Origin of the sequence: Yersinia sp. FDAARGOS_228, assembly GCF_002073315.2 — a bacterium.
GTDB classification, from domain to species: Bacteria; Pseudomonadota; Gammaproteobacteria; order Enterobacterales; family Enterobacteriaceae; genus Yersinia; species Yersinia intermedia.
Genome location: NZ_CP020409.2, coordinates 2,159,420 through 2,186,010 on the forward strand (window position 1 = coordinate 2,159,420; position 26,591 = coordinate 2,186,010).

Sequence of the window (26,591 nt, forward strand, 5' to 3'; positions counted from 1 at the left end):
TCTGGTTTACAGCGCCCAGTATGCTGAAAAACAAAAATAGAGTATGGAATACCAATATGGCGAAAATAACTACGCCAAAAGGATAGAAGTATTTATAAGTGTATTATAAAAAATAGATAATACTTGCCATGTGCTGTCTGGATTTTAAACATGTATATCCACACATTACCGCAGGTAATTAGATGTGTAAAGGTTCTTCAGGTTATTGGCTTAATTTTAAGAATGTTATTTGTTATTTATAAGACCATTCTCATGAAAGCAAGAAAAGTCTTATAAATAACCGGTGGCACTCATTGGTATTATATGGTCTGTCTGTTGGGGTGTGATTTATTATATTCTAATAAATGTATGGTTGTTTATTTTATTATTTTATATTTTTTGATTAATAATATCGAGATTGTATTTTTGTTAGTCTATTTAAGGGGGGCATAGCGAATATAGATGATGATAATCCTATGCTTAAGCCCCCCGAATTATTCACTCCCGCTCTAAAGCCCTGATGGGGTCCATTTCGGCGGCCCGTTTGGCGGGGAAAAAACCAAAAATCACCCCAATCAAACTAGAACAAATAAACGCCATCATGATAGAGGTGGTTGAATAAACCATTGAAAAGTTACTGCTGAACTGACTGAATATCAGGCCGATTGCTAGCGATAATATTACCCCCAGGCAACCACCTAGCAGGCACACTAGCACCGCCTCAATCAAAAACTGCTGCATAATATCGCTGGCCCGTGCGCCAACCGCCATCCGCACACCAATTTCTTTGGTGCGCTCGGTGACTGATACCAACATGATATTCATCACCCCAATACCACCTACCACCAATGAAATAACTGCAATCATTGATACCAGCAAAGTCATGGTTGAGGTGGTCTTCTCAATGGTTTGACGGATACTGTCGGTATTCATCACGAAGAAATCCAGTGTCCCGTGACGTTGAGTGAGCAGTTTTGTTACACCTTGCTCAGCATTCGCCAGATCAATATCATCATTTACCCGCACGGTAATACTCTTTAGATAAGATTGCCCGAGCATGCGCTTCATCGCGGTAGTATAAGGGATCCACACGTTGAGGTTCTCGTCACTACCAAAGCCACTTTGCTTCTTGGCGGCTATACCAATCACGCGGCAGGGCAAGGATCCGAGCAAGATAACTTTGCCAATGGGATTTTCACCTTGGGCAAACAGCTTATCGCGGGTGTTTTCATCAATGACGGCTTCTTGCATCAGGCCATCGACACTGGTGCGGTTAAAGGCCATCCCTTGGTTAATACTGTAGCCGCGCACCAAAAAATATTGCTCACCGACCCCATTGACGGTGCCACTGACCGATTTATTGCCATAACGCAGCGTGGTACTGGTAGAAACCGCCGGGGTCACGCTGTGAATATAACCCTGCTGTGCCAGTGCATCGGCATCGGTCGCTCGTAGGGTATGGATCGCCGCTGAGCGCATATCACCAAAGTCCTTGCCGGGGAAAATCTCAAGCGTACTGGTTCCCATCGCGTTGATATTCGCCAAAACCTGTTGCTGCGAGCCTTTGCCTAATGCAACCACCGATACCACTGAGGCAATACCAATAATAATCCCCAGCATGGTCAGTACGGTGCGCAAACGTTGTGCCGCCATCGCCAGTATCGCCATTTTAAACGCCTCTTGTAGGCGGTCACGCTGCGCTTTCCATGCGGTGAGTGGTGGTTTGCTGGTAATGCTTGATTCTTGTTCAACCGTTGCTGTACTTACCGATTCCGCTGATTGCATTTGCCGGTCAGTAATGACTTCACCATCTCTCAATTCGACAATTCGCTGTGCATGTTCTGCAATCGACATATCGTGGGTGACAATCACCACCGTGTGGCCCTGTTGATGTAAGTCTTTCAGGATATTTAAGACGTCATTGCCACTGTGAGTATCAAGTGCCCCGGTGGGTTCGTCGGCCAGAATGACTTCACCGCCGTTCATTAGCGCCCTGGCAATACTGACCCGTTGCTGTTGCCCACCGGAAAGCTGACTGGGACGATAATCCAGCCGCTCGGCCAGACCAAGGCGAGACAACAGGCTGGCGGCGCGTTGCTTGCGCTCTTCTCGATTGATACCGGCGTAAATCGCCGGAATTTCCACATTTGCCTGCGCACTTAAATCATTTAGCAGATGGTAGCGTTGAAAGATAAAGCCAAAATGTTCACGGCGCAGTTCGGCGAGCGCATCGCTGTCCAAATGTCGCGGGATGCGTCCAGCGACCAGATATTCCCCTGAGCTGGGTTTATCCAAACAACCGAGGATATTCATCAGCGTTGATTTGCCGGAGCCTGATGCCCCAACAATCGCCACCATTTCGCCGCTGCAAATGGTTAGATTGATATTTTTCAGTACCTGAACCGTCTGTTCGCCATTTATAAATTCACGGCTGACATTATCAAGCTGAAGTAAGATCTTACTGTGGTTGAGGTCTGGCATCAGTTACATCCCCATCTGCGGCCCCATGCGTTGGGCCTTATTGTTGGTGGTGGTAGTGCTGCCTTGGCTGACGATCACCTGTTCTCTGGCTTGCAAGCCAGAGAGGATCTGCGCATCAACATTATTATTTAATCCAACAGCTACTTCACGCCAGCGGATGCTGCCGTTGTCGCTTACCACTTGAACCTGATACTTTCCTTTCACATTTTCTAATGCGGTCGCTGGGATAACGACGGCGTTCTCGGCTTTGTTGAGCACAATGTAGACCTGCGCGGTCATTGAAATACGTAAAGCGCCGTTCGGGTTAGCAACATCAAACAGGCCGTTATAATAAATGGCAGTGCTGCTGGTGCTGGAACTGGATGATGATGAGGTGGTGGTGGTGGTGGTTTCATCGTTGATCGAATCAGGGGCCGGTTCTATTGCCCGCAGCGTGGCACTGAATCGTTGTTCCGGCTCACCTAAAATGGTGAAGTAAACGGGCATACCCGCTTTGACTTTCACCACATCAGCTTCAGAAATTTGTGCTTCTATCGTCATCGTATCGAGTTGAGCGACTTTGATAATCGTCGGTGCACTTTGTACTGCGTTGACGGTTTGCCCTTCTTCAACTGGGATAGCCACCACGGTGCCGGTGATGGGGGAACTGATTTTGGTGTATCCAAGATTGAGTTTGGCGGTATTGACGGCAATTTCTGCTTGTGCAATCTGGGCATCAAGCGCAGTAATTTCCGCCTGAGTACTTTCTAATGTGGCTTTGGCACTATCAAAATCAGCGCGCACGCCGAGACCTTTGGCCAGAATTTGCTGCTGCCGTTGGTAGGTTAATTGATTGTTTTTCTGCGTTGCCACTTTTGCCGCACGTTGGGCAAGCACATTTTTCAGCGCTTCCTCGGCATCTTTCAGGGCATTCTGCTGAGTTAGGTCATCAATTTCAGCCACTAATTGGCCTTTCTCAACCTGTTGTCCCAGAGTGACATGGAGCGCTTTGATTTGCCCTGAAACCTGAGCACCAACAGTGACTTGCTTTTGTGCTTTGATGGTGCCATCAGCCAGGACAGTTTGTTCCAGAGTGCGAGTTTCTGCGGCGGCGGCAATGTAAGCGGGTTTATCCGCCGGTGAAATCAATCTAAATAGTAGTACGCCGCCCGCTATCAGCAGCAGTACGGCCAGCCCGATAATGCGTCGTTTCGACCTTGTAACCTGTTGCATAATCAATCAAAGATCCTTGAACCACAATGAAGAAAATAGTGAAACCAAATGCAGGGGGGTAATTTACCGCCAACACCGCTGAGTGTGAGTTAAGTGAGATTCAAGAATATGTAAGGATTGAGTAAAACCGGCTGCACGCGAGTCAAATAGGCATGAAAATAGCCGAAATCAGGCAGGAGAGTTAAAAATGAAGATTTTGTTAGTCGATGATGATGTGGAATTGGGCACGATGCTGAGGGAATACTTGGGCGGCGAGGGGTTTAATGCCGAATTGGTATTAACCGGCAAAGCAGGTATTGCCGCAGCCTTATCAGGAGACTATACCGCCTTAATTCTCGATATTATGTTGCCTGATATGAGTGGCATTGATGTCTTGCGGCAAGTGCGTAAAAAAAGTCGCTTACCGATCATTATGTTAACCGCCAAAGGGGATAATATTGACCGGGTTATCGGTCTGGAAATGGGGGCGGATGACTACATGCCTAAACCCTGTTACCCCCGCGAGCTGGTAGCCCGCTTGCGTGCGGTATTGCGCCGTTTTGATGAACATCCTGATGTATCGTCAGCCGATGACAGTATCATCAGCCATGGCGACCTCACGCTCAACCCGTCAACACGCAGCAGCGAATGGCAGGGTAAAGCGTTTGATCTGACTGCATCAGAATTTAACTTGTTAGAACTGCTGTTGCGTTCACCCGATCGCGTGGTCACCAAAGATGAATTATCCGATAAAGGATTAGGCCGACCACGGGAAGCCTATGACCGCAGTGTTGATGTGCATATCAGTAATATTCGTCAAAAACTTGCAGCCTTGGCGGGGAATAAGCTGAATATTGAAACGGTACGTAGTATTGGCTACCGCATCAGATAATAGCCTTGGGTGGAGTGACATTACTTATGCGCGGACGGCTGTTCTGGAAAATCCTGCTAGGGTTTTGGTTTACCTTTATTTTAATGACTCAGATGTTGTGGGTGGTGTTTTCTTTTTACGGCAATCGCCATGAACCCCCTGAGCGTGAAATGGTGCGGCAAATTGCTAAATTGCAGGTTGCTTCGGCGGCATCGGTATTACAATCCGGTGGTTTGCCTGCGCTGAATACCATGACAGCGAACTGGTCAGCGGCAGACAAAACTCATTTTTCTGTATTACCGGTGGCGGCGCTGCCACCGCTGGCCGAAGAAGTGCCCACCACAAAGGCCGCTTCCCAAGGCAGTGAACCTGAATTTTACCGTCGTGAGGTGACCACTTGGGCCCAAGACCCGGATGGGCAAAACTACCGCGTTAGCTACGACATTGATGGTTTACGTCCCGTTAATCAGCGGGGTGGGCCGGATGAAAACCGCCATGAAATACTGAATATACCTATTCCTATGATTTGGATGGGAGTATTAGGCGGGTTGTTCTTCAGCGCGTTATTAGCCTGGAACCTAACGCGGCCAATGCGCCAGCTACGTGCCGGCTTTGAACGGGTGGCACAGGGGGATTTGTCGGTACGATTGCTGCCGGTAATGCGGCGGCGTCATGATGAGTTGACCGAAGTTGCGCGCGACTTTGACTCAATGGCCGAGCGCCTTGAAGCGCTGGTCAGTGCGCGGGAGCAATTACTGCATGATGTTTCCCATGAATTGCGCTCCCCGCTGGCGCGTTTGCAACTGGCGATTGGGTTAGCGCATCAGAATCCGGGCAATGTTGAAAGCTCATTACAGCGCATTGAACATGAGTCGGAGCGGCTGGATAAGATGATTGGCGAGCTGTTGGCGCTATCACGGGCTGAAAGCCACCATCTGGCTGATGATGATGAGTATTTCGATTTACACGAACTGGTCAACGTGGTGGTAAACGATGCCCGCTTTGAGGCGCAAGTTCCGGGGGTTGAAATCCTGCTACAGGTGTCACCGCTAATTGAGTATACCGTTAGGGGTAATGCTGAGTTGATGCGGCGGGCTATTGATAACATTGTCCGTAACGCGCTGCGCTTCTCCGTTCATGGGCAACAGGTCAACGTCGCACTTTCACTGGTGGATAAGAGTTATCAGATTCAGGTTGCTGACCAAGGGCCAGGGGTTGAGGAGAGTCTGTTATCCAGTATTTTCGACCCGTTTGTGCGCGTGAAGTCTGCAATGTCTGGTAAAGGTTATGGTTTGGGATTAGCCATTACGCGTAAAGTGATTCAGGCTCATGGCGGGCAGGTTGAAGCTCGCAATGGTGAGCAGGGGGGGTTGGTGATTACACTGCGGGTTCCACGTTGGCTTGCTGTGGCGTAGTTTTTTAGTCACGGCAATAGCGATAAGGTTATAGCAGAAAACAAAAACGGCACCCTTAGGCGCCGTTTATTTTATTCGTAGAAGATTACTTCTTGATACGAATAATCGGTGTTTCACCAACGATGACACTACCGGACAGCTTAATCAGTTCTTTGATCTCGTCCATGTTGGAGATAACAACCGGCGTCAATGTAGACTTGGCTTTCTCTTCCAGCAGGGCCAGATTGAACTCAATAACCACATCACCTTTCTTGACGCGTTGACCTTCTTCAGCGATGCGTTTAAAGCCTTCGCCTTTCAGTTCAACAGTGTCAATACCGAAGTGGACGAACAGCTCAATGCCGCTGTCTGATTCGATAGAAAAAGCATGGTTAGTCTCGAAAATTTTACCGATGGTGCCGTCAACAGGAGCAACCATTTTATTGCCTGAAGGCTTGATAGCAATACCATCACCAACGATTTTCTCTGCAAAAACAACATCAGGAACATCTTCAATGTTGACGATTTCACCAGACAATGGTGCAACGATTTCAATAGTACCGCTGTCTTTTTTATCATCTGAAACCAATGATTTCAGTTTATCGAACAAACCCATGATCTTCTCCTAAGTATTTATACTCGTCATACTTCAAGCTGCATGTGCGTTGGCTGCGTTCAATCACCCGAATCACTTACAACACAGTAAGCTCATCGGGACTCTCTCACTTGCCGCCTTCCCGCAACTCGAATTATTTAGAGTTTATATCGGGCAGCGTTCCAGTATCGTGGAATTAGCAGAGTGTTTTTTCTTCGATGAATGTGGTAATCAAATCCATCAATTCCTTCGCTGTTGGTTGAGCTAATGCCTGCTCTGCCAACACCTTCACATCTTCGAAATTCGTGTTACGGATAATTTTCTTGATGCGTGGGATCGAAATCGCACTCATGCTGAACTCATCCAGCCCCATGCCCAATAGCAACAGTGTAGCACGTTCATCACCAGCAAGTTCACCGCACATACCGGTCCACTTACCTTCAGCGTGAGACGCATCAATAACCTGTTTGATCAGGCCCAATACCGATGGCGACATTGGATTATAGAGATGAGAAATCAGCTCATTACCACGATCTACTGCCAGAGTATACTGAGTTAGGTCGTTTGTCCCAATACTAAAGAAGTCAACTTCCTTAGCTAAATGATGAGCGATGACTGCCGCTGCAGGTGTTTCAACCATTACGCCGACTTCGATCGTTTCATCGAAGGCCTTGTTTTCTTCACGTAATTGGCCTTTCAGCAGCTCAAGTTCAGCTTTCAGTTCACGTACTTCTTCAACCGAAATAATCATCGGGAACATGATACGCAATTTGCCAAATGCCGAGGCTCGCAAGATTGCGCGCAGTTGTGCGTGCAGAATCTCTTTACGATCCATCGCAATACGGATGGCGCGCCAGCCCAGGAATGGGTTTTCTTCTTTCGGCAGGTTCATGTACGGCAAATCTTTGTCGCCGCCGATGTCCATGGTACGCACGATAACGGCCTGAGAACCCATGGCTTCTGCAACGGCTTTATAAGCCTGGAACTGCTCTTCTTCCGTTGGCAAAGAATCGCGATCCATAAACAGGAATTCGGTACGATACAGGCCAACACCTTCAGCGCCATTACGTTCAGCACCGGCGATATCACGCACAGTACCGATGTTGGCAACCACTTCAACCTGATGACCATCAAGGGTGATAGCAGGCAGGTCTTTTAATTTGGCCAGATCATTTTTCTCGGTGATGTATTGAGTATTCACCGCTTTCAACTGCTCAATAATATCGGCAGTCGGGTTTAAATAGACTTTGTTGTTTACCGCATCGAGGATCAAATAGTCGCCATTCTGGACTTGTTTGGTCACATCAGAGGTACCGACAATCGCCGGGAGTTCCAACGAACGAGCCATAATCGAGGTGTGAGAGGTACGGCCACCTAAATCGGTGATAAACCCTAACACTTTATCCAGATTAAGCTGTGCGGTTTCTGACGGCGTCAAATCGGTGGCAACCAGAATAACTTCTTCCTGAATGGCACTCAGATCAACAATTGTCAGGCCGAGAATGTTTTTCAGCAGGCGTTTACCGATATCACGCACGTCAGCCGCGCGCTCTTTCAAGTATTCGTCATCCAGTTCTTCCAAGGCTTTTGCTTGCCCTTCAATCACTGAATAAGCGGCTGCATCAGCAGAGGCATGCTCATCTTTGATGAGGGCTATGATTTCCTGCTCAAGCTCTTCGTCTTCCAACAGCATGATATGCCCTTCGAAGATGGCAGCTTTCTCTTCGCCGAGGCTTGCTTCAGCTTTGGTCTTAATCGCTTCTAACTGCTCAGACGCTTTGGCCCGCCCAGATTTGAAACGTTCGACTTCCTGCTCCACTTGGTCAGCAGAGATCTTTTTCCGGTTGATGACAATCTCATCTTCTTTCAGCAAAAGTGCTTTACCAAAAGCGATACCCGGTGATACTAAAATGCCTGAAATCATAACCCTACCTTACTCTTGACTGGTGTTAACTAAAAAAGCGTGCGTGATTACTCAAGCTCAGCCATCAGTTTTACCAGATGCTCAACAGCTTTCTTCTCATCTTCGCCTTCGGCAGAGATCGTAACAACAGTACCTTGGGTCAGGCCCAGAGTTTGTAGTTTGAACAGGCTTTTGGCGCTGGCGCTTTTACCGTTAGAAATCACAGTAATTTCAGACGTAAAACCTTTTGCTTCTTTTACGAACTGGGCAGCAGGGCGGGTGTGCAGACCGTTTGGTGCAGTAATGGTAACTTCTTGCTGGAACATTGTATTTCCCCAACTTATTGGATTTATGTTGTGGAGCTAAAGTTTAGTGTAAAACCCAAACTTTAGCCTGTATTGGTGCGCGTGTAACAAGACGATTAGACTTGCGCATGACTATGCCTCAACCACCGGCAAGTCACAAAGACAGTTTCTGATGCGACCCGAATTCGGGTCTAAAATCGCCACTGCCATATCTAACAATAATGCTCTCTTTGCGTTATGTCTTCAATCTGCGTTCAGTGATGACATTTTTTGCCGCATTGCATAATTGATAAATCGATTCAGCCAGAGATGCACTCAAGATACGATTAATTTCGCGTATCAAAATAATTGACCGGTTAAATACTAAACCCAGAGGGTAAAATCAATCTTTATGTAGTGAAAACTTTGAAGTAGGCCACAAAAAAAGCACCCACGGGGGTGCTTTTTTAGCATTTAGTGCGACAGCGTGACTATTGTTGCAGCTCTTGCTCTGTGAACAAATCTGCAAACAATGCTGTGCTTAAATAACGCTCACCCGAGGAAGGAAGAATAACCACAATTGTTTTGTCAGTAAAGCCATCTTCTTCGGAAAGTTTGACTGCTGCCGCAACGGCTGCACCGGAAGAAATACCGGCCAAAATACCTTCTTCGTCCATCAAACGACGCGCCATTGAGATAGCTTCGTCATTGGTTACCAACGCTACGCGGTCAACCAAACTCAGATCGAGGTTGCCGGGAATAAAACCAGCACCGATACCCTGGATTTTATGCGGGCCGGGTTTGATTTCCTGCCCAGCCAAAGCTTGAGTGATAACGGGGGAATCGGTCGGTTCAACCGCCACCGTGGTAATCGCTTTGCCTTTGGTATTTTTAATATAGCGGCTAACACCTGTCAGGGTGCCACCGGTACCGACACCAGCGATAAAGACGTCTACTTCACCATCGGTATCTTCCCAGATTTCCGGGCCGGTGGTTTGCTCATGAATTGCCGGGTTTGCCGGGTTACTGAATTGCTGCAAAATCAGATAACGGTTAGGGTCAGTTGCTTGAATTTCTTCCGCTTTGGCAATGGCCCCTTTCATGCCTTTGGCCCCCTCGGTCAGTACCAGATTGGCCCCAAGCGCTTTCAATAACTTGCGGCGCTCAATGCTCATGGTTTCCGGCATAGTAAGGGTTAATTTATACCCGCGCGCGGCGGCAACAAATGCTAAAGCAATGCCGGTATTACCACTGGTAGGCTCTACCAGTTCTTTGCCAGCGGTCAGAATACCGCGCTTTTCGGCATCCCAAATCATATTGGCACCGATACGGCATTTAACGCTGAAACTTGGATTGCGTGATTCAACCTTCGCCAAAATGCGCCCGTTACCGATACGGTTCAGACGAACCAGCGGCGTATGGCCGATTGTTAAAGAGTTGTCTTCATATATCTTGCTCATAGCCCGTCCTTTAACTCTATGAAAATGTAGGAAACGTTCAAAGCATACGCTAACAGTATGGCTATGGAAGTAAGTAATTAGTATATCGATATGTTATTAGGAAATAAGTTTTAATCCCAATAGCTTTTGATCTTAGTCACGAGGGCGTGACTGGCACGCCCAGAGGACACTAACGCGTTGGTTGAGTAAACTGGTCACGATAGCGGTCTACCCACATTGCAGTGGCCCCGCAGACGGCAACCGGTAGAATCACCAGATTAAGGAATGGGATCATGGTAAACAAGCTCACCAGTGCGCCAAATTGCAGGTTATCGACTTTATTCTGGCGCAGCGCGCTGCGCATCTGCTGGAAACTCACCTTATGGTTATCAAAGGGATAATCGCAATATTGAATCGACAGCATCCAGGCGCTGAATAAGAACCACAATACCGGAGCAACCGTCTGACCAATGCCAGGGATAAAGTAGAGCAGCAGTAGTCCTAATGCCCGGGGCAGGTAGTAAGCCAGCTTTTGCCATTCGCGCGCCATAATGCGGGGCAAATCTTTAACTATTCCCCATATGCCCGTGTCTGGCAGTGGTTTACCCGTCAGGCTGGCCTCCAGTTGTTCAGCCAGCAAACCGCTAAAAGGGGCGGCGATAATATTGGCGAGGGTACTGAACAGGTAACTGAATACCAGTAGCACTGAGATAACCATTACTGGCCACAGCAAATAACTCAACCACTGCAACCAGTCGGGAACATGGCTCATCAACTGGGGCACCCAGTCGCCTATACGGTTGAATAACCACCAGAAAGCGCCCCCCATCAGCAGAATATTCACCAATAAAGGCAAAATAACAAATCGCCGGATACCCGGACGGGAAATTAATTGCCATCCTTGGGCAAAATAATGGACACCACTTACCTTTTTTACCGCTTTTTGCGTATACGCCATGCCATTCAGTTCTCTGTAAGTCTATTGACCCGCGTATCATATCGGTATGATTTCCCACTGCATAGTCACATATTGTGCAAAAAGTAAGCGAAACATCTAGCATAATCATCTTTCTTCGAAGAAAATTGAGCACGGACTTGCACTTGTGTTCGTTGGCAAATAGAGTTAAAGGGTGAATGTTTGCCGCGGTGGCAATGTATTGGAACAACAGAGATAGTAATGATGCAGGATTTGCGTCTGATATTAATCGTTGTTGGCGCGATCGCCATAATAGCGTTGTTATTGCATGGTTTATGGACCAGCCGTAAAGAACGCTCTTCACTTTTTCGCGATCGCCCAGTTAAACGTCCGAAACAAGAACGTGTTGAAACCCCGATCGAGAGTCTCGATGAAGGGGTAGGAGAAGTGCGCGTCCGCACTGCTCATCCACAGGAGAAGCCTTCGTTTAGTCATATTGATGACGACGACGGAGAAATGCCGGTTATTCAGCATACTGATACCAAACCGGCTCAGGTCAAGGCGGAACCTCGTCAGAAACCTTTTGCTTCAGTGCCAACAGACTATGACGACCCTCTTTTGGGTGGGCTATCGGCTGAGCAACCACCGCATGCATCACCGCGTGATCCTTTGCTTGGAACGGTTGACGAGTCTTATTCACAACCGCGACACGCAGAGTCACCGCATGTGGCAGAACCTGCACCTCGTGTGGCACCACAACATGTGGCATCACAACCAGAGCCTGTGGCTCCGGCATCCGAGGTGAAACCACAGAAACTGAAAGAAACCGTTCTGGTGTTGCATGTTGCCGCGCATCACGGTGGTGCTCTTGGTGGCGAGGTGCTGCTACAGAGTGTTCTTCAGTCTGGTTTCCAATTTGGTGAGATGGGTATTTTCCATCGTCATCTTAGCCCGGCAGGCAGTGGCCCAGTATTATTCAGTCTGGCGAATATGGTAAAACCGGGTTCTTTCGACCCTGATACCATGTCTGATTTCTCAACGCCGGGTGTTTCAATGTTTATGATGGTACCGTCTTATGGCGATGCAAATCAGAACTTTAAGTTAATGCTGCAATCTGCCCAACGCATTGCCGATGATGTTGGTGGTGTGGTGTTGGATGATGACCGCCGCATGATGACCCCGCAGAAGCTGGAAACGTATAAAGCGCGTATCCGCGAAGTGCTGGATGCAAACGCAAGCGCCTGATAACGTCGCCTCGCAATGAATCGAATTAACCCGAACCCCCGCATGCCGGGGGTTTTTTATCTTTGATGGTGAGCCATGGAATCGATAATTCAGCAAATTAATCAACTAAGAACCTCATTGCGCCATCATGAACATCTTTATCATGTGTTGGATGCCCCTGAGATCCCTGATGCTGAATATGACCGTTTGATGCAGCAATTACGTTCCCTGGAAGCACAACACCCCGAACTGATTACTCATGATTCACCGACGCAGCGAGTGGGTGCCGCGCCACTTGATGCATTTGAACAGGTTAGGCACGAAGTGCCGATGCTGTCTCTTGATAACGTCTTCGATGAAGATAGCTACCTGGCTTTTGACAAACGGGTGCACGATCGCCTGAAAAGCGCGGAGCCACTGACTTTCTGCTGTGAGCTGAAGCTGGATGGCCTGGCAGTCAGCCTATTGTATGAAAATGGTGAGTTAGTCAGGGCCGCCACCCGTGGTGACGGTACCACGGGTGAAAATATTACTGCAAATGTGCGTACCATCCGTGCCATTCCACTGCGCTTGCATGGGGAGAATATTCCGCAGCGGGTGGAAGTTCGTGGTGAAGTCTTTATGCCGCAAGCGGGTTTTGAGCAGCTTAACGAAGAGGCACGCCGCAAAGGCGGTAAAATTTTCGCCAATCCACGCAATGCTGCCGCCGGTTCATTGCGTCAACTTGATCCCCGTATCACAGCTAAACGGCCATTAATGTTCTTCTGTTATGGTGTGGGTTTACTCGATGGCGGTGATCTTCCGCGTAGTCATATTCAGCGCCTGATGCAATTTAAAGCCTGGGGGCTGCCGGTCAGTAATCGAGTGAAATTATGTACTGGTAGCGATGAGGTGATTGCCTTCTACCGTCAGGTAGAGCAGGACCGTACCAGTTTGGGATTTGATATTGATGGCGTGGTTATCAAGGTTGATTCACTCGACTTGCAAGAGCAACTTGGTTTCGTGGCTCGCGCCCCCCGTTGGGCTACAGCGTTTAAATTTCAGGCGCAGGAACAGATAACTCAAGTTCGTGACGTGGAATTTCAGGTAGGGCGCACCGGTGCTATCACTCCAGTGGCACGTCTGGAGCCTGTGCAGGTGGCGGGCGTGATCGTCAGTAATGCGACATTGCATAACGCCGATGAAATTGAGCGTCTTGGTATCCGTATTGGCGATACCGTCATTATTCGCCGTGCTGGAGATGTGATCCCGCAAGTGGTTGGTGTGGTGATGGAACAACGCCCGCAGGATACCAAAGAGATAGTTTTCCCGGAGCACTGCCCGGTATGTGGTTCTGATATCGAGCGGGTAGAAGGTGAGGCGGTTGCTCGCTGCACCGGTGGCCTGTTCTGTGCCGCACAGCGTAAAGAGGCGTTGAAGCATTTTGTTTCCCGCCGGGCGTTGGATGTGGACGGGATGGGTGACAAGATTATCGAACAACTGGTAGAGAAACAGTATGTCGAGAACCCGGCTGATTTATTTGAGTTGACCGCTGGCAAACTGACCGGTTTAGATCGGATGGGGCCAAAGTCGGCACAAAATCTGATTGCGGCGTTAGAGAAAGCGAAACAAACAACCTTTGCCCGCTTCCTGTATGCCCTGGGTATTCGTGAAGTCGGCGAGGCGACTGCGGCTAATTTAGCGGCTCACTTCTGTAATCTGGATAATCTGCGCGCGGCAGATATCGACGCATTAAAAAGTGTGCCGGATGTAGGGGAAGTGGTGGCCAGGCATGTGCGGAATTTCCTCAGCGAAGAACATAATCAGAAAGTGATCGCGGCGCTGGAGAAAGTGATCAGTTGGCCGGAACCTCAGCAAATTATTGCCGAAGAGATTGATAGCCCCTTTGCTGGGAAAACGGTAGTGCTGACGGGATCACTGACCATACTCTCGCGGGACGAAGCGAAAGATCGTCTGGCCGCTTTAGGTGCCAAAGTGAGTGGCAGTGTTTCCAAAAAAACGGATCTGGTTATTGCTGGTGAGGCGGCGGGGTCAAAACTGGCGAAAGCGCAGGAACTTGGGATTACCGTCATTGATGAAGCGGAAATGATTCGCCTGCTGGGTGAGTAGAGCTAACGCCAGAGGGCGGTATGGAAAAAGAAAATTTGATTGAGATTGCCAATACCCGGATGCCGTTTGGTAAATACCAAGGGCGGGTATTAATCGATTTGCCGGAGGAATACCTGCTCTGGTTCGCCCGTAAAGGGGAATTTCCGCCGGGCAAGTTGGGTATGCTGATGGAGCTGACGCTGACCATTAAAATCGAGGGATTGGATGGTTTGGTAAAACCCCTCAAGCGTGGTTAACTTTGCAGTCTAAAACAGGGCGATGGTCGTTATGCTGCCATCGCCCCATCAGTGTTTAACCAAATATCAATGTGATTAAATATAAACGTCAATCTGGTTCTGTGCGGAAGGGCGGTTTACTCCATCACCGGTGGGCGCAGTTGCCGCATTGTTGTCACCTTCTTTGCTTTTATCCGCTTCCTGTGCCTGAATACGGGCAAGCTCAGCTTGTAGCGCTGCAATTTGACTCTGAATCTGTTGTTGTTGCTTTTGCAGTTCATCGGCAGTCAAACCAGAATCTTTTAACGTACTTAATTTTTCGGTCAGTTTTTGGATCTGCTGACTAATGGATTTGATTTGTGCCGCCGCACTGCTGTCAGAAGAGCTACTGCTGCTCACTGACACCGATGCTGCAGAGATAGTATTCGACATCATTATTCCTCAGTAAAACGTGGGTGGAGTAATGCTTATCGACGAGAGGATATTAACCTTTAACGTTAAAGGGCTGCTTTACACAATCTTATCACTTGCTTATCACTTGGCTGTTTTTTGAACACAATAATATTATCCTGAGGCGTTAAATCACCAAACGTAGTTCAGGCCAATGTCGTTGCCAACCTTTGTTCTTTATCCGTTGGTAGTAGGTATCAACCTCACCGTTTTTTGGGTTCAAGGTGATCGTTCGAGTAAACAGTGCGCCCAAACCCAGCGGTGCCACCAGTTCAATATCGCCGCTAGCATTGAGCCTGGCACCGATTGCTGTTTCTACTTCAACCCAGTAGCTGATGGCATCGTCGGTACTGGTATAAGGTTGGCGACCACTACGCAGGTGCATTCTGGCTTGATTTTTTACTGACCAGGGGAAGGAGAGATGCTGAGCCGCACTCTTTTGCTGTAGCTGCGCTTCTCGCTGTAAGTCATGTTGTTCGTGGGCATGTTGCTTATCGAAATAGACTAAATCGATGTCATTGAGCGCGGTTGCTAACGGGTACCCATGTAATTGATCCCACACCAGATTACGCACAAATCCTGCCGCCAGACACCACTGGTTTAACCCGAGTTCTCGGGCAATCGATAAAGCCTGCATACGATAAGGGTCAGCCTGTAGCCATTGAATGATTTGTTGCTGCTGATTCATGCCTATTTCCACAGTAATCAATACCTTTGATTAGCTCGCAGGATAGCAGAGATAAATGACAAATAGTGAGGAGGGCTTACGCGAGAAAGCAAAAAACCGACCATAGGCCGGTTTCTTAAAGAGTGGTGGAGCTAGACGGGATCGAACCGTCGACCTCTTGCATGCCATGCAAGCGCTCTCCCAGCTGAGCTATAGCCCCACAAATGTGGTTGTTCGTACTGACTTATCTATAATGCCACCCTTTTCCGGCCTGATATGCAATCAAACAAGAAAATTTGGTGGAGCTAGACGGGATCGAACCGTCGACCTCTTGCATGCCATGCAAGCGCTCTCCCAGCTGAGCTATAGCCCCAATGCGCACATAATAAATCGTGTGAACGGGGCGCATGATATGAAACCACTGAAACAGTGTCAACGGCTAATTCGATTTCTCGCGTTAAGCGCTGAAAAAGCCGCCAAATCAGCGGGTAAATAGCATTAAATATTAAATGTAGCTCACACTATCTAACGAGTAATAATAAAAAGGCGGCCTGAATAGCCGCCTGATTGAACGCGCAATAACCGTATTATTGTTGTGCTTCGCGCTCGCTGATAAAGGCTAATGCTTTATCAATACGTGCCAGTGAGCGTGCCTGACCGATAGCATGGACAGTGACATCCATTCCTGGCGATTGACCCGCACCGGTGACAGCGACACGCAGCGGCATACCCACTTTACCCATACCTACACCTAACTCATCAGCCGTGCCCTGAATCGCGTTGTGAACGTTTTCAGTGGTCCAGTCGGTGATGGCGGCGAGTTTGGCTTTAACCGCTTCAAGCGGCTGGCGGGCCACTGGACGCAAATGCTTTTTAGCCGCATCAGCATCGAACTCGTCAAACTCTTCGTAAAAGTAACGGCAGGACTCGGCCATCTCTTTCAGAGTTTTGCAGCGCTCACCCAACAATTTTACGATTTCAACTAACTCAGGGCCATTACGGGTATCAAGCCCCAGTTGCTCAACATGCCATGACAGGTGAACAGCAACATGCTCTGGTGGCAGGCTATTGATATAGTGATGATTCAGCCATTGTAGTTTTTCAGTATTAAATGCACTGGCTGACTTACTGACCGCATCGAGTGTAAACAACTCAGTCATTTCGGCCACCGAGAAAATCTCCTGATCACCATGAGACCAACCCAAACGTACCAAATAGTTCAGTAGTGCCTCTGGCAGATAGCCGTCATCGCGGTATTGCATAACACCAACAGCACCGTGGCGTTTAGACAGTTTTTTACCGTCATCACCCAGAATCATTGAGACATGGGCATACTCAGGAACTGGCGCGCCTAATGCTTTCAGAATATTAATCTGACGCGGTGTATTGTTAATATGGTCTTCACCACGGATAACGTGGGTGATTTCCATATCCCAGTCATCAATGACCACACAGAAGTTATAGGTTGGTGAACCATCGGTACGGCGGATGATTAAATCATCCAGTTCCTGATTGCTGAATTCAATCGGGCCACGGATTTTGTCGTCGAAAATGACTGAGCCTTCCTGCGGGTTGCGAAAACGCACCACTGATGGCTCATCAGCGCCATGAGTACACTGGCTATCGCGACAGCGGCCATCGTAGCGAGGCTTCTCGCCATTGGCCATTTGGGTTTCACGCAACTCATCCAGGCGCTCTTTAGAGCAATAGCAGCGATAAGCGGTGCCCTTTTCCAACATTTGGTCGATCACGGCATTGTAGCGATCGAACCGTTTGGTTTGGAAATACGGGCCTTCATCCCAATCCAGATTCAACCAGTTCATACCGTCCATAATCGCGTCGATGGCTTCCTGAGTTGAGCGCTCAAGATCGGTATCTTCAATACGCAGAACAAACTCACCACCTAAATGACGGGTGAACAGCCAGGAATACAATGCGGTGCGCGCGCCACCTACATGGAGATAGCCGGTAGGGCTGGGTGCAAAACGGGTTTTGATTTTCATTGGAATCGATGCCTTATTACGCTACGCCGGCCAGCAAAAGCTGACAGTTGCTCGAAATTTGAAAAAGTAGGTGACATTCTACCACCCTGTAGTAATTCCTCAACGATGTTACCGGTATGCAATTGATGATATCCCCGTCATCTTTCAAATTGCAGGTGTGTTGTCCGCACTCACTCACCCGAATCACTGACTGTGTAAGCTTATCGGGTTCATTTGCTTGCCATCTTCCTGCACCTTGAAATATTTTGTGGATAGTTTAATAAAGGTTCACAGCGGTGATAAATATCGCATCCTGTTTAAATTTGCGGCGAACGATTGTTTTCGTTTTAAAAACCGTTGACTCACTTCGAACTATCCCTATAATGCGACTCCAACAACACGGCGGGGCGATTAGCTCAGTTGGTAGAGCATCTCCTTTACACGGAGGGGGTCATCAGTTCGAATCTGGTATCGCCCACCAAACTCGACGTGTTATGAAGTAAAGCAATAAATGAGATAGATGAGGGCGATTAGCTCAGTTGGTAGAGCATCTCCTTTACACGGAGGGGGTCATCAGTTCGAATCTGGTATCGCCCACCACTCATCGCTCATTATTTAAAGCGTTAAGATTCAAAGTAGTAGAAGTGGGCGATTAGCTCAGTTGGTAGAGCATCTCCTTTACACGGAGGGGGTCATCAGTTCGAATCTGGTATCGCCCACCACTTCTTTTACTTCGCAGTATCCTACAACGGGTCGTTAGCTCAGTTGGCAAGATAGTAGCTTTTAATCAATTGGTTAAAGGTTCGAGCCGAGCGAAGCGAGACAGCAACGCGCAGCGTTGACCCGAAGGGCGAATCCGCAGGATGAGTAATCCCGCATAATTCGCGTTAAAAATGTCGAATAAACCTATATAATGGGTCGTTAGCTCAGTTGGTAGAGCAGTTGACTTTTAATCAATTGGTCGCAGGTTCGAATCCCGCACGACCCACCATTATATCAAGTACCGCATTAATCCCCCGACACTAAAAACTCAAAAACTGCACGAAATCGTGTGGGTGAGACCCTGCGTTCAGGTTCGAGCCGAGCGAAGCGAGACACCAACGCGCAGCGTTGACCCGAAGGGCGAGTCCGCAGGATGAGTAATCCCGCATGAATCGCGTTAAAAATGTCTAATAAATCTATATAATGGGTCGTTAGCTCAGTTGGTAGAGCAGTTGACTTTTAATCAATTGGTCGCAGGTTCGAATCCCGCACGACCCACCATTATATCAAGTACCGCTTTAATCCCCCCGATACTAAAACTTCAAAAACTACACGAAATCGTGTGGGTGAGACCTTGCGTTCAGGTTCGAGCCGAGCGAAGCGAGACAGCAACGCGCAGCGTTGACCCGAAGGGCGAGGCCAGAGGCCGAGTAATCCCGCACGACCCACCATTATATTCACTACCTCACTTACAACGCCATTTATTGCTTATTAACTGCCATATCACATCCATCCCAGTATTAAATTTACCCACTAAAGTCCCCCAACTTTTGATTACTCAAAGAATCATCATTCGTGTAAATAGCCCAGGCGTGAATCGTAGGCATAAAAAAAGGCGCCGTAGCGCCTCTTTAAGGATTTTTTTCTGCGACTTAGAGTACCAGGCCCGCAATAGAGGCGGACAGCACACTGACCAGCGTAGAGCCGTATAACAGCTTCAAGCCAAAGCGTGAAACCACATTCCCTTGGTGCTCATTCAAACCTTTAATCGCACCGGCTACGATACCAATAGAGGAGAAGTTAGCGAATGAAACCAGGAATACTGACAGGATACCCACGCTGCGTGGCGACAGTTCTGATGCCACTTTCTGCAAGTCCATCATTGCCACGAATTCGTTAGAAACCAGTTTGGTTGCCATGATGCCACCAACTTGTAAGGCTTCATGAGTTGGTACGCCCATCACCCAGGCAAACGGGAAGAAGACATAGCCCAAGATACCTTGGAAGCTGATACCGAACAGCAAGCTAAATAAGGCATTCATCGCAGAAATCAATGCGATAAAACCAATCAGCATGGCTGCAACGATGATAGCCACTTTGAAACCGGCCAGAATGTACTCACCCAGCATTTCAAAGAAGCTCTGGCCTTCGTGCAAGTTGCTCAGTTGCAACTCTTCTTCATCCTCTGCTTTATACGGGTTGATCAATGACAACACGATAAAGGTACTGAACATGTTAAGCACTAACGCTGCAACCACAAACTTCGCGTCCAGCATTGACATATATGCACCCACGATTGACATGGAAACTGTCGACATCGCGGTTGCTGCCATGGTGTACATGCGTTTTTCAGACATTTTGCCCAAAATGTCTTTATAGGCGATGAAGTTTTCAGATTGGCCCAGAATCAGTGAGCTGACGGCGTTGAATGATTCCAGCTTACCCATGCCGTTAACTTTAGACAGCAAAGTACCAATAATACGAATAACGACCGGCAGAACTTTAATGTATTGCAGAATACCAATCAGAGCAGAAATAAAGACGATTGGGCACAGCACTCTCAGGAAGAAGAACGCCAAACCTTTATCACCCATATTGCCAAAGACGAAGTCAGTACCGTTAGCGGCAAATCCAAGTAACTTGTCGAATAAACCGGCGAATCCTTTCACAAAACCCAATCCAGCTTCTGAATGGAGGAAGAAGTACGCCAACAACACTTCAATTACCAGCAATTGAATAACAAACCGAATGCGAATGCTTTTCCGATCCTTACAGATCACCAGAGCTAATATGGCCACCACGACTAAGGCCAACGCAAACTGCAGAATATGGGACATGTGTGCTCCAAATTTGAGGCAGGCTAGATTTCGGTGGACATTTTATGTAACGGCTACATTAAAAACGAGATGTAGGCAGCAAATATAGAAATTCACTTGCACTAATGCAAACGAATTAGTGGGGTTGATCACAAAAAATAGGATGTTAATAATTTGCTACGAAAGTAGTTCAAATATGCTAGGTTGAACAATTGTAGTAACGCGTGACGAAAATAGCGATGGAATAGTTAACTCGCGTTTTCAGAAAGCAGTCACCGGTGATTGCTGCCGCCTGATTATACGGTGTTAGCTATTAGAGAGATAACTTTTACCACCCCAAATGCGCTTGATAATTATTATCATTTAGATATTATTGCTGGTAAGAAAGTAGACGTAAGTTTTCAAGGGTAATACTGAATGCTAAATAGCCGCGCTGTCGATACATCCCGCCGTACATCAAGGAGGATAAAACTCTCCCTGATGGGGCCTGCTTTTATCGCGGCCATCGGTTATATCGACCCCGGCAACTTCGCTACCAACATTCAGGCCGGGGCTTCTTTCGGTTATACCTTATTGTGGGTGGTGGTTTGGGCCAACATTATGGCTATGTTGATTCAATTGCTCTCCGCCAAGCTCGGTATTGCCACCGGCAAAAATCTGGCTGAGCATATCCGTGACCGTTTTCCACGGCCTGCGGTATGGGCTTACTGGGTACAAGCTGAAATTATTGCGATGGCGACAGATCTTGCCGAATTTATCGGAGCGGCCATCGGGTTTAAATTACTGCTAGGCGTGACACTCCTTGAAGGTGCTGTCCTGACCGGTATCGCCACTTTCCTGATTCTTATGCTGCAAAAACGTGGGCAAAAACCTCTTGAGCTGGTTATCGCTGGGTTGCTGATTTTTGTGGCTGCGGCTTATATCGTCGAACTTATTTTCTCCCAGCCGGAACTCGCGGCGTTGGGGCGCGGTATGTTGGTTCCTGAGCTACCTAATCGTGACGCGGTGTTTTTGGCCGCTGGGGTATTAGGTGCCACCATAATGCCACACGTTATTTATCTGCATTCATCCTTGACGCAAACGGCGGGAGATGACTCCAAGACATCCCGTTATGCTGCCACAAAATTGGATGTGGCGATTGCCATGACAATTGCCGGTTTTGTAAATCTGGCGATGATGGCAACGGCAGCGGCGGCTTTCCATTTCAATGGCTATGGCAGTATTGCTGAAATCGAGCAAGCATATCTAACACTACAACCTTTGTTAGGTAATGCCGCCGCCACTATTTTTGGCTTAAGTTTGGTTGCCGCCGGGTTGTCATCGACAGTGGTGGGGACATTGGCAGGGCAGGTCGTGATGCAAGGCTTTGTCCGGTTTTATATTCCTATCTGGGTGCGCCGTACGGTGACCATGTTGCCTTCATTTATTGTCATTTTGGCAGGTATGGATGCAACACGGATCTTAGTGATGAGTCAGGTACTGCTGAGTTTTGGTATTGCGTTGGCGTTAGTTCCATTGCTGGCTTTCACTGGCAATAAAGAATTGATGGGAGAGATGGTTAACTCAAAATTGATTCAAGTTTTGGGGAAGATGATTGTGTTAGTCGTGGTTGGATTAAATGCCTACCTGCTGATTAGCTTGCTCTAAGGTATTTATGGTGGCGGATCGATAGCCAATCATCCGCCTGAAGCTTTTGCTAATTAGTCATCATCATGATGGCGCTCATGCCCTTTACCACGATGATGTTTCTTGCCGCGGTTGTCATGATGTTTATCGTATTTCCAATAGCGCCCTTCACGGTAATAATAGTTCTTTTGCCATGAGTCTCTGTTTTGCCAGCGGTGTCCATCCCAGTAATGCCCATGGCGGTTTCGTTCGCCTAAATCCCGCCCCTGATGATCCTGCCACCATCGCTGATCGCGCCAGTCATAACCATCCCAATAATTGCCACGGCGATCTTGCTCACCTATCTGCAATGAAACACTGGGGAGTAGCTCAATACTCTCGGCATTTGCCATAGGAACGAGAGGAAACCAGGCTAATATCGTTACTAATAACAGTGGTCTTAACGAAATAGGTCTAAATATCGTCGGTTTCAAAACATCCACTTTTGACATGATTTATCCTTGCGCAGCTTTATTGGCTATGGCCTATCTTAAACTGCGGTTCGGCAACTGTGACTCAGATAAAACTGTAAAATAAAAAATTGAGATTTATCTGTAAAAGTGATGGATGGGGTACCTGAGTACCCCTATTGCTGCTTAGAGAGAGCGTTTACACCAGAATATCTTCAATACGTTTGATTTCTTCGGCGCTGAAGTCCGTGTTTGCCAACATACCGACAGCATCGTCAATCTGGCTGGTTTTGCTGGCACCAATCAGTGCTGAAGTCACCCGCCCGCCACGTAATACCCAGGCTAAAGACATCTGTGACAACTTCTGGCCGCGCTCGTGCGCCAACGTGTTCAACTGGCGCACTTTGACCAGTTTTTCTGCGGTAAGCTGCTCAGGATTAAGGAATTTGCTGCTACTGGCAGCCCTTGAGTCCTGTGGAATACCGGCCAAATAGCGATCTGTCAAAACGCCGCCCGCCAACGGTGAAAAGGCAATTGACCCCACGCCATACTCATCTAAGGTGTCTTGCAGATCGGCTTCAATCCAGCGTTCGAACATCGAATATTTAGGTTGATGGATCAGACAAGGCGTACCGAGACTCGCCAGAATGTCACAGGCCTGGCGGGCTTGCGCGGCTGGATAGTTAGACAAACCGATATACAGCGCTTTACCTTGGCGCACCAGCAGATCCAATGCAGCCATAGTTTCTGCCAATGGTGTGTTAGGGTCTGGGCGATGGTGGTAGAAAATATCAACATAATCCAGCCCCATGCGTTGCAGACTTTGGTTGATACTGGCCACCAGATATTTCTTCGAACCCCAGTCACCATAAGGGCCAGGCCACATAGTGTATCCCGCTTTTGAAGAGATAATCAGTTCATCACGATAGGGGCGCAGGTCTTGTTGCAGGATGCGGCCAAAGTTCAGTTCGGCTGAACCGGGCGGCGGACCATAGTTATTGGCTAAGTCAAAATGAGTGATACCACGGTCAAAAGCACGATGAACCAAATTGCGGCTATTTTCGTACAGTGTACTGTCACCAAAGTTATGCCACAGGCCAAGAGAAATTGCCGGGAGCATTAATCCACTACGACCACAACGATGATATTTCATCTCTTGATAACGGGAGGACGTTGCCTGATAGACCATGATGATCCTTATTAGCGAGAGTAAACGACAGTTTAGTGTATGCGTTTTCACTGGCGACGTAAGCTAACAGGATCACAAGATAAAGCGGAGAAGGGAATGTTAGAAAATAATTACAGTAGTCACTAATTAGGCGTCTGGTTTATCGATACCATTACTACCGGTTAATTGGTCTAACAACCAATAGCCCGCTGGCCCCGGTGGGCTTTTTTTCGACCAAACCGCATCAATAGAGATCATTTTCGGCCAACCAATGGTGGGCAACGCGACCAGTTTTTTACGGCTGTATTGATCCACCAACCAGCGTGGCAAAATGGCCCAGCCAAAGCCTTGCTCCGCCATTTCTAATAACATTAAGTAGCTGGGGGCTGACCACATTAGCCCTTGTGACTGGTTGCGTTCAGTTCGATTGTAAGTATTGAGGCAAAGTTGTCGGGTGGTGGCCAATTGTTCGCGGTGAACCTGGGGGAGCTTTGCCAGCGGATGACCCTGCTGCACGAATATCGCCATTTCAGTCTGTGCGGCTAATCGGCGGGCCGCAATATCCGGTGGATAGTGCGACTGAACTTCTACTACACCGATATGTGCACGCCGCAGTTGTAGCAGGTCAATAACGTCACCCTCTTCGGCAATCAGGCACTCAAATTCGATATCAGGGTAACGCTGCTCAAAACGGCGTAGTAAGACCTCATGATGTGTTGGTTGATAAGTATCAGAAAGGACAAAAGTCAGTCGAGTTTCAACCTGACCTGCCAGGCGAATTGATAGATTATCCAGCCGTTCGCTGGCCGCCAGAATTTCCTGCACATGGGATAACACCCGGCGGCCATGGTCAGTTAATACCGGCTGGCGCGCTTGGCGGTCAAATAAGGTCAACCCCAGATCGGCTTCCAGATTAGCGATGGCGGTGCTGATAGTTGATTGGCTTTTGCGCAACTTACGTGCCGCCGCGGAGAAGGACCCAAGGGCTGCGGCTTCAACAAATGCGATTAAGGCTTCGGGAGAATATTGCATAAACTATCTATTTTATCGATGGGTTCTATTTTTAATCTATCTTAAAAAACGATGATAATCACCTCCAACAATCTGTCATCAATTAATTTAAGTAGGTGTTTTATGCAAGTTCATTACCGATCTCTCTTGGAGCGGATTATTCATGCCGTTGGGTTTGAAGTGATTGCCGTCGCCATTTGTGCGCCCATTGGTGCATGGTTACTGGATCGTTCCATACTGCAAATGGGAACATTAGCCGTGATCCTCTCCTCGGTAGCGATGCTGTGGAATATTGTCTACAACAGTCTGTTTGACCACTTCTGGCCAGTCAGCCGGGTAGCAAAGACTTTGCTCGTGCGGGTACTCCATGCACTGGGCTTCGAGGGTGGTTTTATCCTGATAGGCTTACCTATCGCGGCTTTCACGTTGGGCGTGTCGCTGTTACAGGCATTTATGTTGGAGATCGGTTTCTTCTTGTTCTTCCTGCCTTACACCGTATGTTACAACTGGGCCTATGACAGCCTGCGGATGCGTGTTATTCGCTCGCGCCAGCTTGCGACATTGCAACCGGTTTCTGAGAAAGGGCGCAATTCGCGCTAAATACTTACGTCATTTTTCACCTTCAGCAGCGGTATTTTGCCGTTGCTGAAACGTTTTTATGTGATCTTTGTCACAAAGCGAAAGGGTTTAGCGCATTGATATTGTTGTTTCTCCAACCTGATTTTACAGTGGGCGTAGTTGAAATTAAGCATCCCCCTGTAACGGAGAAGTTTCTGATGACGAGCTATGCCCTGGTGGGTGACGTTGGCGGCACTAATGCCCGTTTGGCGCTTTGCGCTGTGGCGACGGGCGAAATATCACAAGCAAAAACATATTCAGGGTTGGAATACGACAGCCTGGAAGATGTCATTAAGCAATATCTGTCAGAACATACAGTCACTGTAAAGGCTGCCTGTATCGCTATTGCTTGCCCGATTACCGGGGATTGGGTGGCGATGACCAATCATACTTGGGCATTTTCTATTGCAGCCATGCAGCAAAGCCTGGGGTTGGATCATCTGGAGGTGATCAACGATTTTACGGCGGTATCGATGGCGATCCCGGTGCTGTCCGAACAGGATGTGTTGCAGTTTGGCGGTACAACGCCTCAACCGGGTAAACCAGTGGCAGTTTATGGCGCAGGTACTGGGTTAGGTGTGGCCCATTTAGTTAATGTGGACCGCCGTTGGATTAGCTTGCCGGGAGAGGGCGGTCATGTGGACTTCGCCCCGAACAGTGAAGAAGAAGACGTTATTTTGGCGGTTTTGCGCCAGGAGCTGGGCCATGTCTCTGCTGAGCGGGTACTTTCCGGGCCGGGGCTGGTTAATTTATACCGGGCTATCGTGATATCTGACGCACGCCTGCCGGAGAATCTGGTACCGAAAGACATTACTGAACGCGCTCTGGCGGATAGCTGTACTGACTGCCGCCGCGCCTTATCACTATTTTGCGTGATTATGGGCCGTTTTGGCGGCAATCTGGCATTGAATCTCAGCACTTTTGGTGGCGTTTATATTGCTGGCGGTATCGTGCCGCGCTTTATGGAATTCTTTAAAGCCTCGGGCTTCCGTAGTGCTTTTGAAGATAAAGGCCGTTTCAAAGATTTCCTGCAAGATATTCCTGTTTATATGATTACCCATCAGCAACCGGGTTTGCTGGGGGCGGGCGCTTACTTGCGTCAGCGATTAGGGCATGAATTATAAGGTTTTTGTTCGCCATCGGTGAAATATGAAAGCAGAGCCAAGGCTCTGCTTTTTTACATCATTGCTTTAAACCAGCCCCATACTTTACAAACTCTGG

22 protein-coding genes, 7 tRNA genes and 3 other RNA genes are annotated in these 26,591 nt (G+C 48.2%); 16 read left to right on the top strand and 16 right to left on the bottom strand.

Translation table 11 applies throughout. From position 1 onward, the window contains the following. Nucleotides 1-477 precede the first annotated feature (477 nt). Nucleotides 478-2,460 carry a MacB family efflux pump subunit gene (locus tag A6J67_RS09925; RefSeq protein WP_005183773.1) on the bottom strand — a complete coding sequence of 661 codons (1,983 nt, stop codon included), beginning with the start codon at nucleotides 2,458-2,460 and terminating at the stop codon, nucleotides 478-480. A gap of 3 nt (nucleotides 2,461-2,463) precedes the next feature. Continuing rightward, entirely contained in the window at nucleotides 2,464-3,672 is a 1,209-nt protein-coding gene (locus A6J67_RS09930) for an efflux RND transporter periplasmic adaptor subunit (RefSeq protein ID WP_080608154.1), read from the bottom strand. Between the two features lie 187 nt (nucleotides 3,673-3,859). Between A6J67_RS09930 and A6J67_RS09935 the strand changes: the two genes are divergently transcribed. Both A6J67_RS09935 and A6J67_RS09940 read left to right on the top strand, forming a co-directional pair. Further along, nucleotides 3,860-4,543, top strand: a complete 684-nt coding sequence (locus A6J67_RS09935; protein ID WP_005183766.1) for a response regulator transcription factor — start codon at nucleotides 3,860-3,862, stop codon at nucleotides 4,541-4,543. A 26-nt stretch (nucleotides 4,544-4,569) separates the two neighbouring features. Then, nucleotides 4,570-5,937, top strand: a complete 1,368-nt coding sequence (locus A6J67_RS09940; protein WP_005183764.1) for an ATP-binding protein — start codon at nucleotides 4,570-4,572, stop codon at nucleotides 5,935-5,937. A gap of 85 nt (nucleotides 5,938-6,022) precedes the next feature. Here A6J67_RS09940 and crr read toward each other — a convergent pair whose 3' ends face one another. From crr to cysZ, 5 genes are all read right to left on the bottom strand, one after another. Further along, nucleotides 6,023-6,532 carry a PTS glucose transporter subunit IIA gene (gene crr, locus A6J67_RS09945; protein ID WP_005183761.1) on the bottom strand — a complete coding sequence of 170 codons (510 nt, stop codon included), beginning with the start codon at nucleotides 6,530-6,532 and terminating at the stop codon, nucleotides 6,023-6,025. Nucleotides 6,533-6,707: 175 nt separating this feature from the next. After that, the gene (gene ptsI / locus A6J67_RS09950; RefSeq protein WP_005183755.1) at nucleotides 6,708-8,435 is read right to left on the bottom strand and encodes a phosphoenolpyruvate-protein phosphotransferase PtsI; all 1,728 of its coding nucleotides are present in this window, start codon (nucleotides 8,433-8,435) and stop codon (nucleotides 6,708-6,710) included. Nucleotides 8,436-8,482: 47 nt separating this feature from the next. Then, nucleotides 8,483-8,740 carry a phosphocarrier protein Hpr gene (gene ptsH / locus A6J67_RS09955; RefSeq protein ID WP_005183751.1) on the bottom strand — a complete coding sequence of 86 codons (258 nt, stop codon included), beginning with the start codon at nucleotides 8,738-8,740 and terminating at the stop codon, nucleotides 8,483-8,485. Nucleotides 8,741-9,189: 449 nt separating this feature from the next. Next, nucleotides 9,190-10,158: a cysteine synthase A gene (gene cysK / locus A6J67_RS09960; RefSeq protein WP_005183749.1), complete on the bottom strand. Its 969-nt coding sequence runs from the start codon at nucleotides 10,156-10,158 to the stop codon at nucleotides 9,190-9,192. Between the two features lie 169 nt (nucleotides 10,159-10,327). Beyond that, a complete protein-coding gene (gene cysZ, locus A6J67_RS09965; RefSeq protein WP_005183746.1) occupies nucleotides 10,328-11,095 on the bottom strand; it encodes a sulfate transporter CysZ in 768 nt (255 codons plus the stop codon). Between the two features lie 219 nt (nucleotides 11,096-11,314). Here cysZ and zipA point away from each other — a divergent pair, with 219 nt between their 5' ends. From zipA to A6J67_RS09980, 3 genes are all read left to right on the top strand, one after another. After that, entirely contained in the window at nucleotides 11,315-12,298 is a 984-nt protein-coding gene (zipA, locus tag A6J67_RS09970) for a cell division protein ZipA (RefSeq protein ID WP_032905962.1), read from the top strand. 75 nt (nucleotides 12,299-12,373) lie between these two features. After that, a complete protein-coding gene (ligA, locus tag A6J67_RS09975; RefSeq protein WP_050088801.1) occupies nucleotides 12,374-14,386 on the top strand; it encodes an NAD-dependent DNA ligase LigA in 2,013 nt (670 codons plus the stop codon). A 20-nt stretch (nucleotides 14,387-14,406) separates the two neighbouring features. Further along, on the top strand, nucleotides 14,407-14,622 hold the full coding sequence (locus tag A6J67_RS09980) for a DUF3820 family protein (RefSeq protein ID WP_005183737.1): 216 nt from the start codon (nucleotides 14,407-14,409) through the stop codon (nucleotides 14,620-14,622). Nucleotides 14,623-14,697: 75 nt separating this feature from the next. Here A6J67_RS09980 and A6J67_RS09985 read toward each other — a convergent pair whose 3' ends face one another. The 5 genes from A6J67_RS09985 to gltX all read right to left on the bottom strand — a co-directional run bounded on the left by A6J67_RS09985 (nucleotide 14,698) and on the right by gltX (nucleotide 17,721). Then, entirely contained in the window at nucleotides 14,698-15,033 is a 336-nt protein-coding gene (locus tag A6J67_RS09985) for a FlxA-like family protein (RefSeq protein ID WP_032905961.1), read from the bottom strand. A gap of 145 nt (nucleotides 15,034-15,178) precedes the next feature. Next, nucleotides 15,179-15,739 (bottom strand): nucleotidyltransferase family protein, encoded by a 561-nt coding sequence (locus A6J67_RS09990; protein ID WP_050296755.1) that lies wholly within the window; start codon nucleotides 15,737-15,739, stop codon nucleotides 15,179-15,181. A gap of 123 nt (nucleotides 15,740-15,862) precedes the next feature. Further along, nucleotides 15,863-15,938: transfer RNA gene (locus tag A6J67_RS09995), tRNA-Ala, on the bottom strand. Between the two features lie 77 nt (nucleotides 15,939-16,015). Continuing rightward, a tRNA-Ala gene (locus tag A6J67_RS10000) sits at nucleotides 16,016-16,091 on the bottom strand. A gap of 214 nt (nucleotides 16,092-16,305) precedes the next feature. Further along, the gene (gltX, locus tag A6J67_RS10010; RefSeq protein WP_042568377.1) at nucleotides 16,306-17,721 is read right to left on the bottom strand and encodes a glutamate--tRNA ligase; all 1,416 of its coding nucleotides are present in this window, start codon (nucleotides 17,719-17,721) and stop codon (nucleotides 16,306-16,308) included. 384 nt (nucleotides 17,722-18,105) lie between these two features. Here gltX and A6J67_RS10015 point away from each other — a divergent pair. From A6J67_RS10015 to A6J67_RS10050, 8 genes are all read left to right on the top strand, one after another. Then, nucleotides 18,106-18,181, top strand: a tRNA-Val gene (locus A6J67_RS10015). Nucleotides 18,182-18,224: 43 nt separating this feature from the next. Further along, nucleotides 18,225-18,300 (top strand) — tRNA-Val (locus A6J67_RS10020). A gap of 46 nt (nucleotides 18,301-18,346) precedes the next feature. Further along, nucleotides 18,347-18,422, top strand: a tRNA-Val gene (locus A6J67_RS10025). A 38-nt stretch (nucleotides 18,423-18,460) separates the two neighbouring features. Further along, a non-coding RNA gene (locus tag A6J67_RS10030) (RtT sRNA) lies at nucleotides 18,461-18,588 on the top strand. 27 nt (nucleotides 18,589-18,615) lie between these two features. Beyond that, nucleotides 18,616-18,691: transfer RNA gene (locus tag A6J67_RS10035), tRNA-Lys, on the top strand. Nucleotides 18,692-18,735: 44 nt separating this feature from the next. After that, nucleotides 18,736-18,860, top strand: a non-coding RNA gene (locus A6J67_RS10040) — RtT sRNA. 27 nt (nucleotides 18,861-18,887) lie between these two features. Further along, a tRNA-Lys gene (locus tag A6J67_RS10045) sits at nucleotides 18,888-18,963 on the top strand. A gap of 45 nt (nucleotides 18,964-19,008) precedes the next feature. Then, nucleotides 19,009-19,133: non-coding RNA, RtT sRNA (locus tag A6J67_RS10050), on the top strand. 201 nt (nucleotides 19,134-19,334) lie between these two features. Here A6J67_RS10050 and A6J67_RS10055 read toward each other — a convergent pair. Beyond that, complete coding sequence (locus A6J67_RS10055; protein WP_005183720.1) at nucleotides 19,335-20,519, bottom strand: NupC/NupG family nucleoside CNT transporter; 1,185 nt, start codon at nucleotides 20,517-20,519, stop codon at nucleotides 19,335-19,337. 396 nt (nucleotides 20,520-20,915) lie between these two features. Here A6J67_RS10055 and A6J67_RS10060 point away from each other — a divergent pair, with 396 nt between their 5' ends. Next, entirely contained in the window at nucleotides 20,916-22,145 is a 1,230-nt protein-coding gene (locus A6J67_RS10060; RefSeq protein WP_042568376.1) for an Nramp family divalent metal transporter, read from the top strand. A 53-nt stretch (nucleotides 22,146-22,198) separates the two neighbouring features. Here the strand turns inward: A6J67_RS10060 and A6J67_RS10065 are convergent, their stop codons facing one another. The 3 genes from A6J67_RS10065 to A6J67_RS10075 form a co-directional block, all read right to left on the bottom strand. Next, nucleotides 22,199-22,615 carry a DUF2502 domain-containing protein gene (locus tag A6J67_RS10065; RefSeq protein WP_073999945.1) on the bottom strand — a complete coding sequence of 139 codons (417 nt, stop codon included), beginning with the start codon at nucleotides 22,613-22,615 and terminating at the stop codon, nucleotides 22,199-22,201. A gap of 157 nt (nucleotides 22,616-22,772) precedes the next feature. After that, the gene (locus tag A6J67_RS10070; RefSeq protein WP_005183708.1) at nucleotides 22,773-23,762 is read right to left on the bottom strand and encodes an aldo/keto reductase; all 990 of its coding nucleotides are present in this window, start codon (nucleotides 23,760-23,762) and stop codon (nucleotides 22,773-22,775) included. Nucleotides 23,763-23,888: 126 nt separating this feature from the next. Beyond that, the gene (locus A6J67_RS10075; protein ID WP_050296753.1) at nucleotides 23,889-24,773 is read right to left on the bottom strand and encodes a LysR family transcriptional regulator; all 885 of its coding nucleotides are present in this window, start codon (nucleotides 24,771-24,773) and stop codon (nucleotides 23,889-23,891) included. Nucleotides 24,774-24,875: 102 nt separating this feature from the next. Here A6J67_RS10075 and A6J67_RS10080 point away from each other — a divergent pair, with 102 nt between their 5' ends. Continuing rightward, nucleotides 24,876-25,352 carry a multidrug/biocide efflux PACE transporter gene (locus tag A6J67_RS10080; protein ID WP_050296752.1) on the top strand — a complete coding sequence of 159 codons (477 nt, stop codon included), beginning with the start codon at nucleotides 24,876-24,878 and terminating at the stop codon, nucleotides 25,350-25,352. Nucleotides 25,353-25,528: 176 nt separating this feature from the next. Then, on the top strand, nucleotides 25,529-26,494 hold the full coding sequence (glk, locus tag A6J67_RS10085; RefSeq protein ID WP_032905958.1) for a glucokinase: 966 nt from the start codon (nucleotides 25,529-25,531) through the stop codon (nucleotides 26,492-26,494). Nucleotides 26,495-26,591 lie beyond the last annotated feature (97 nt).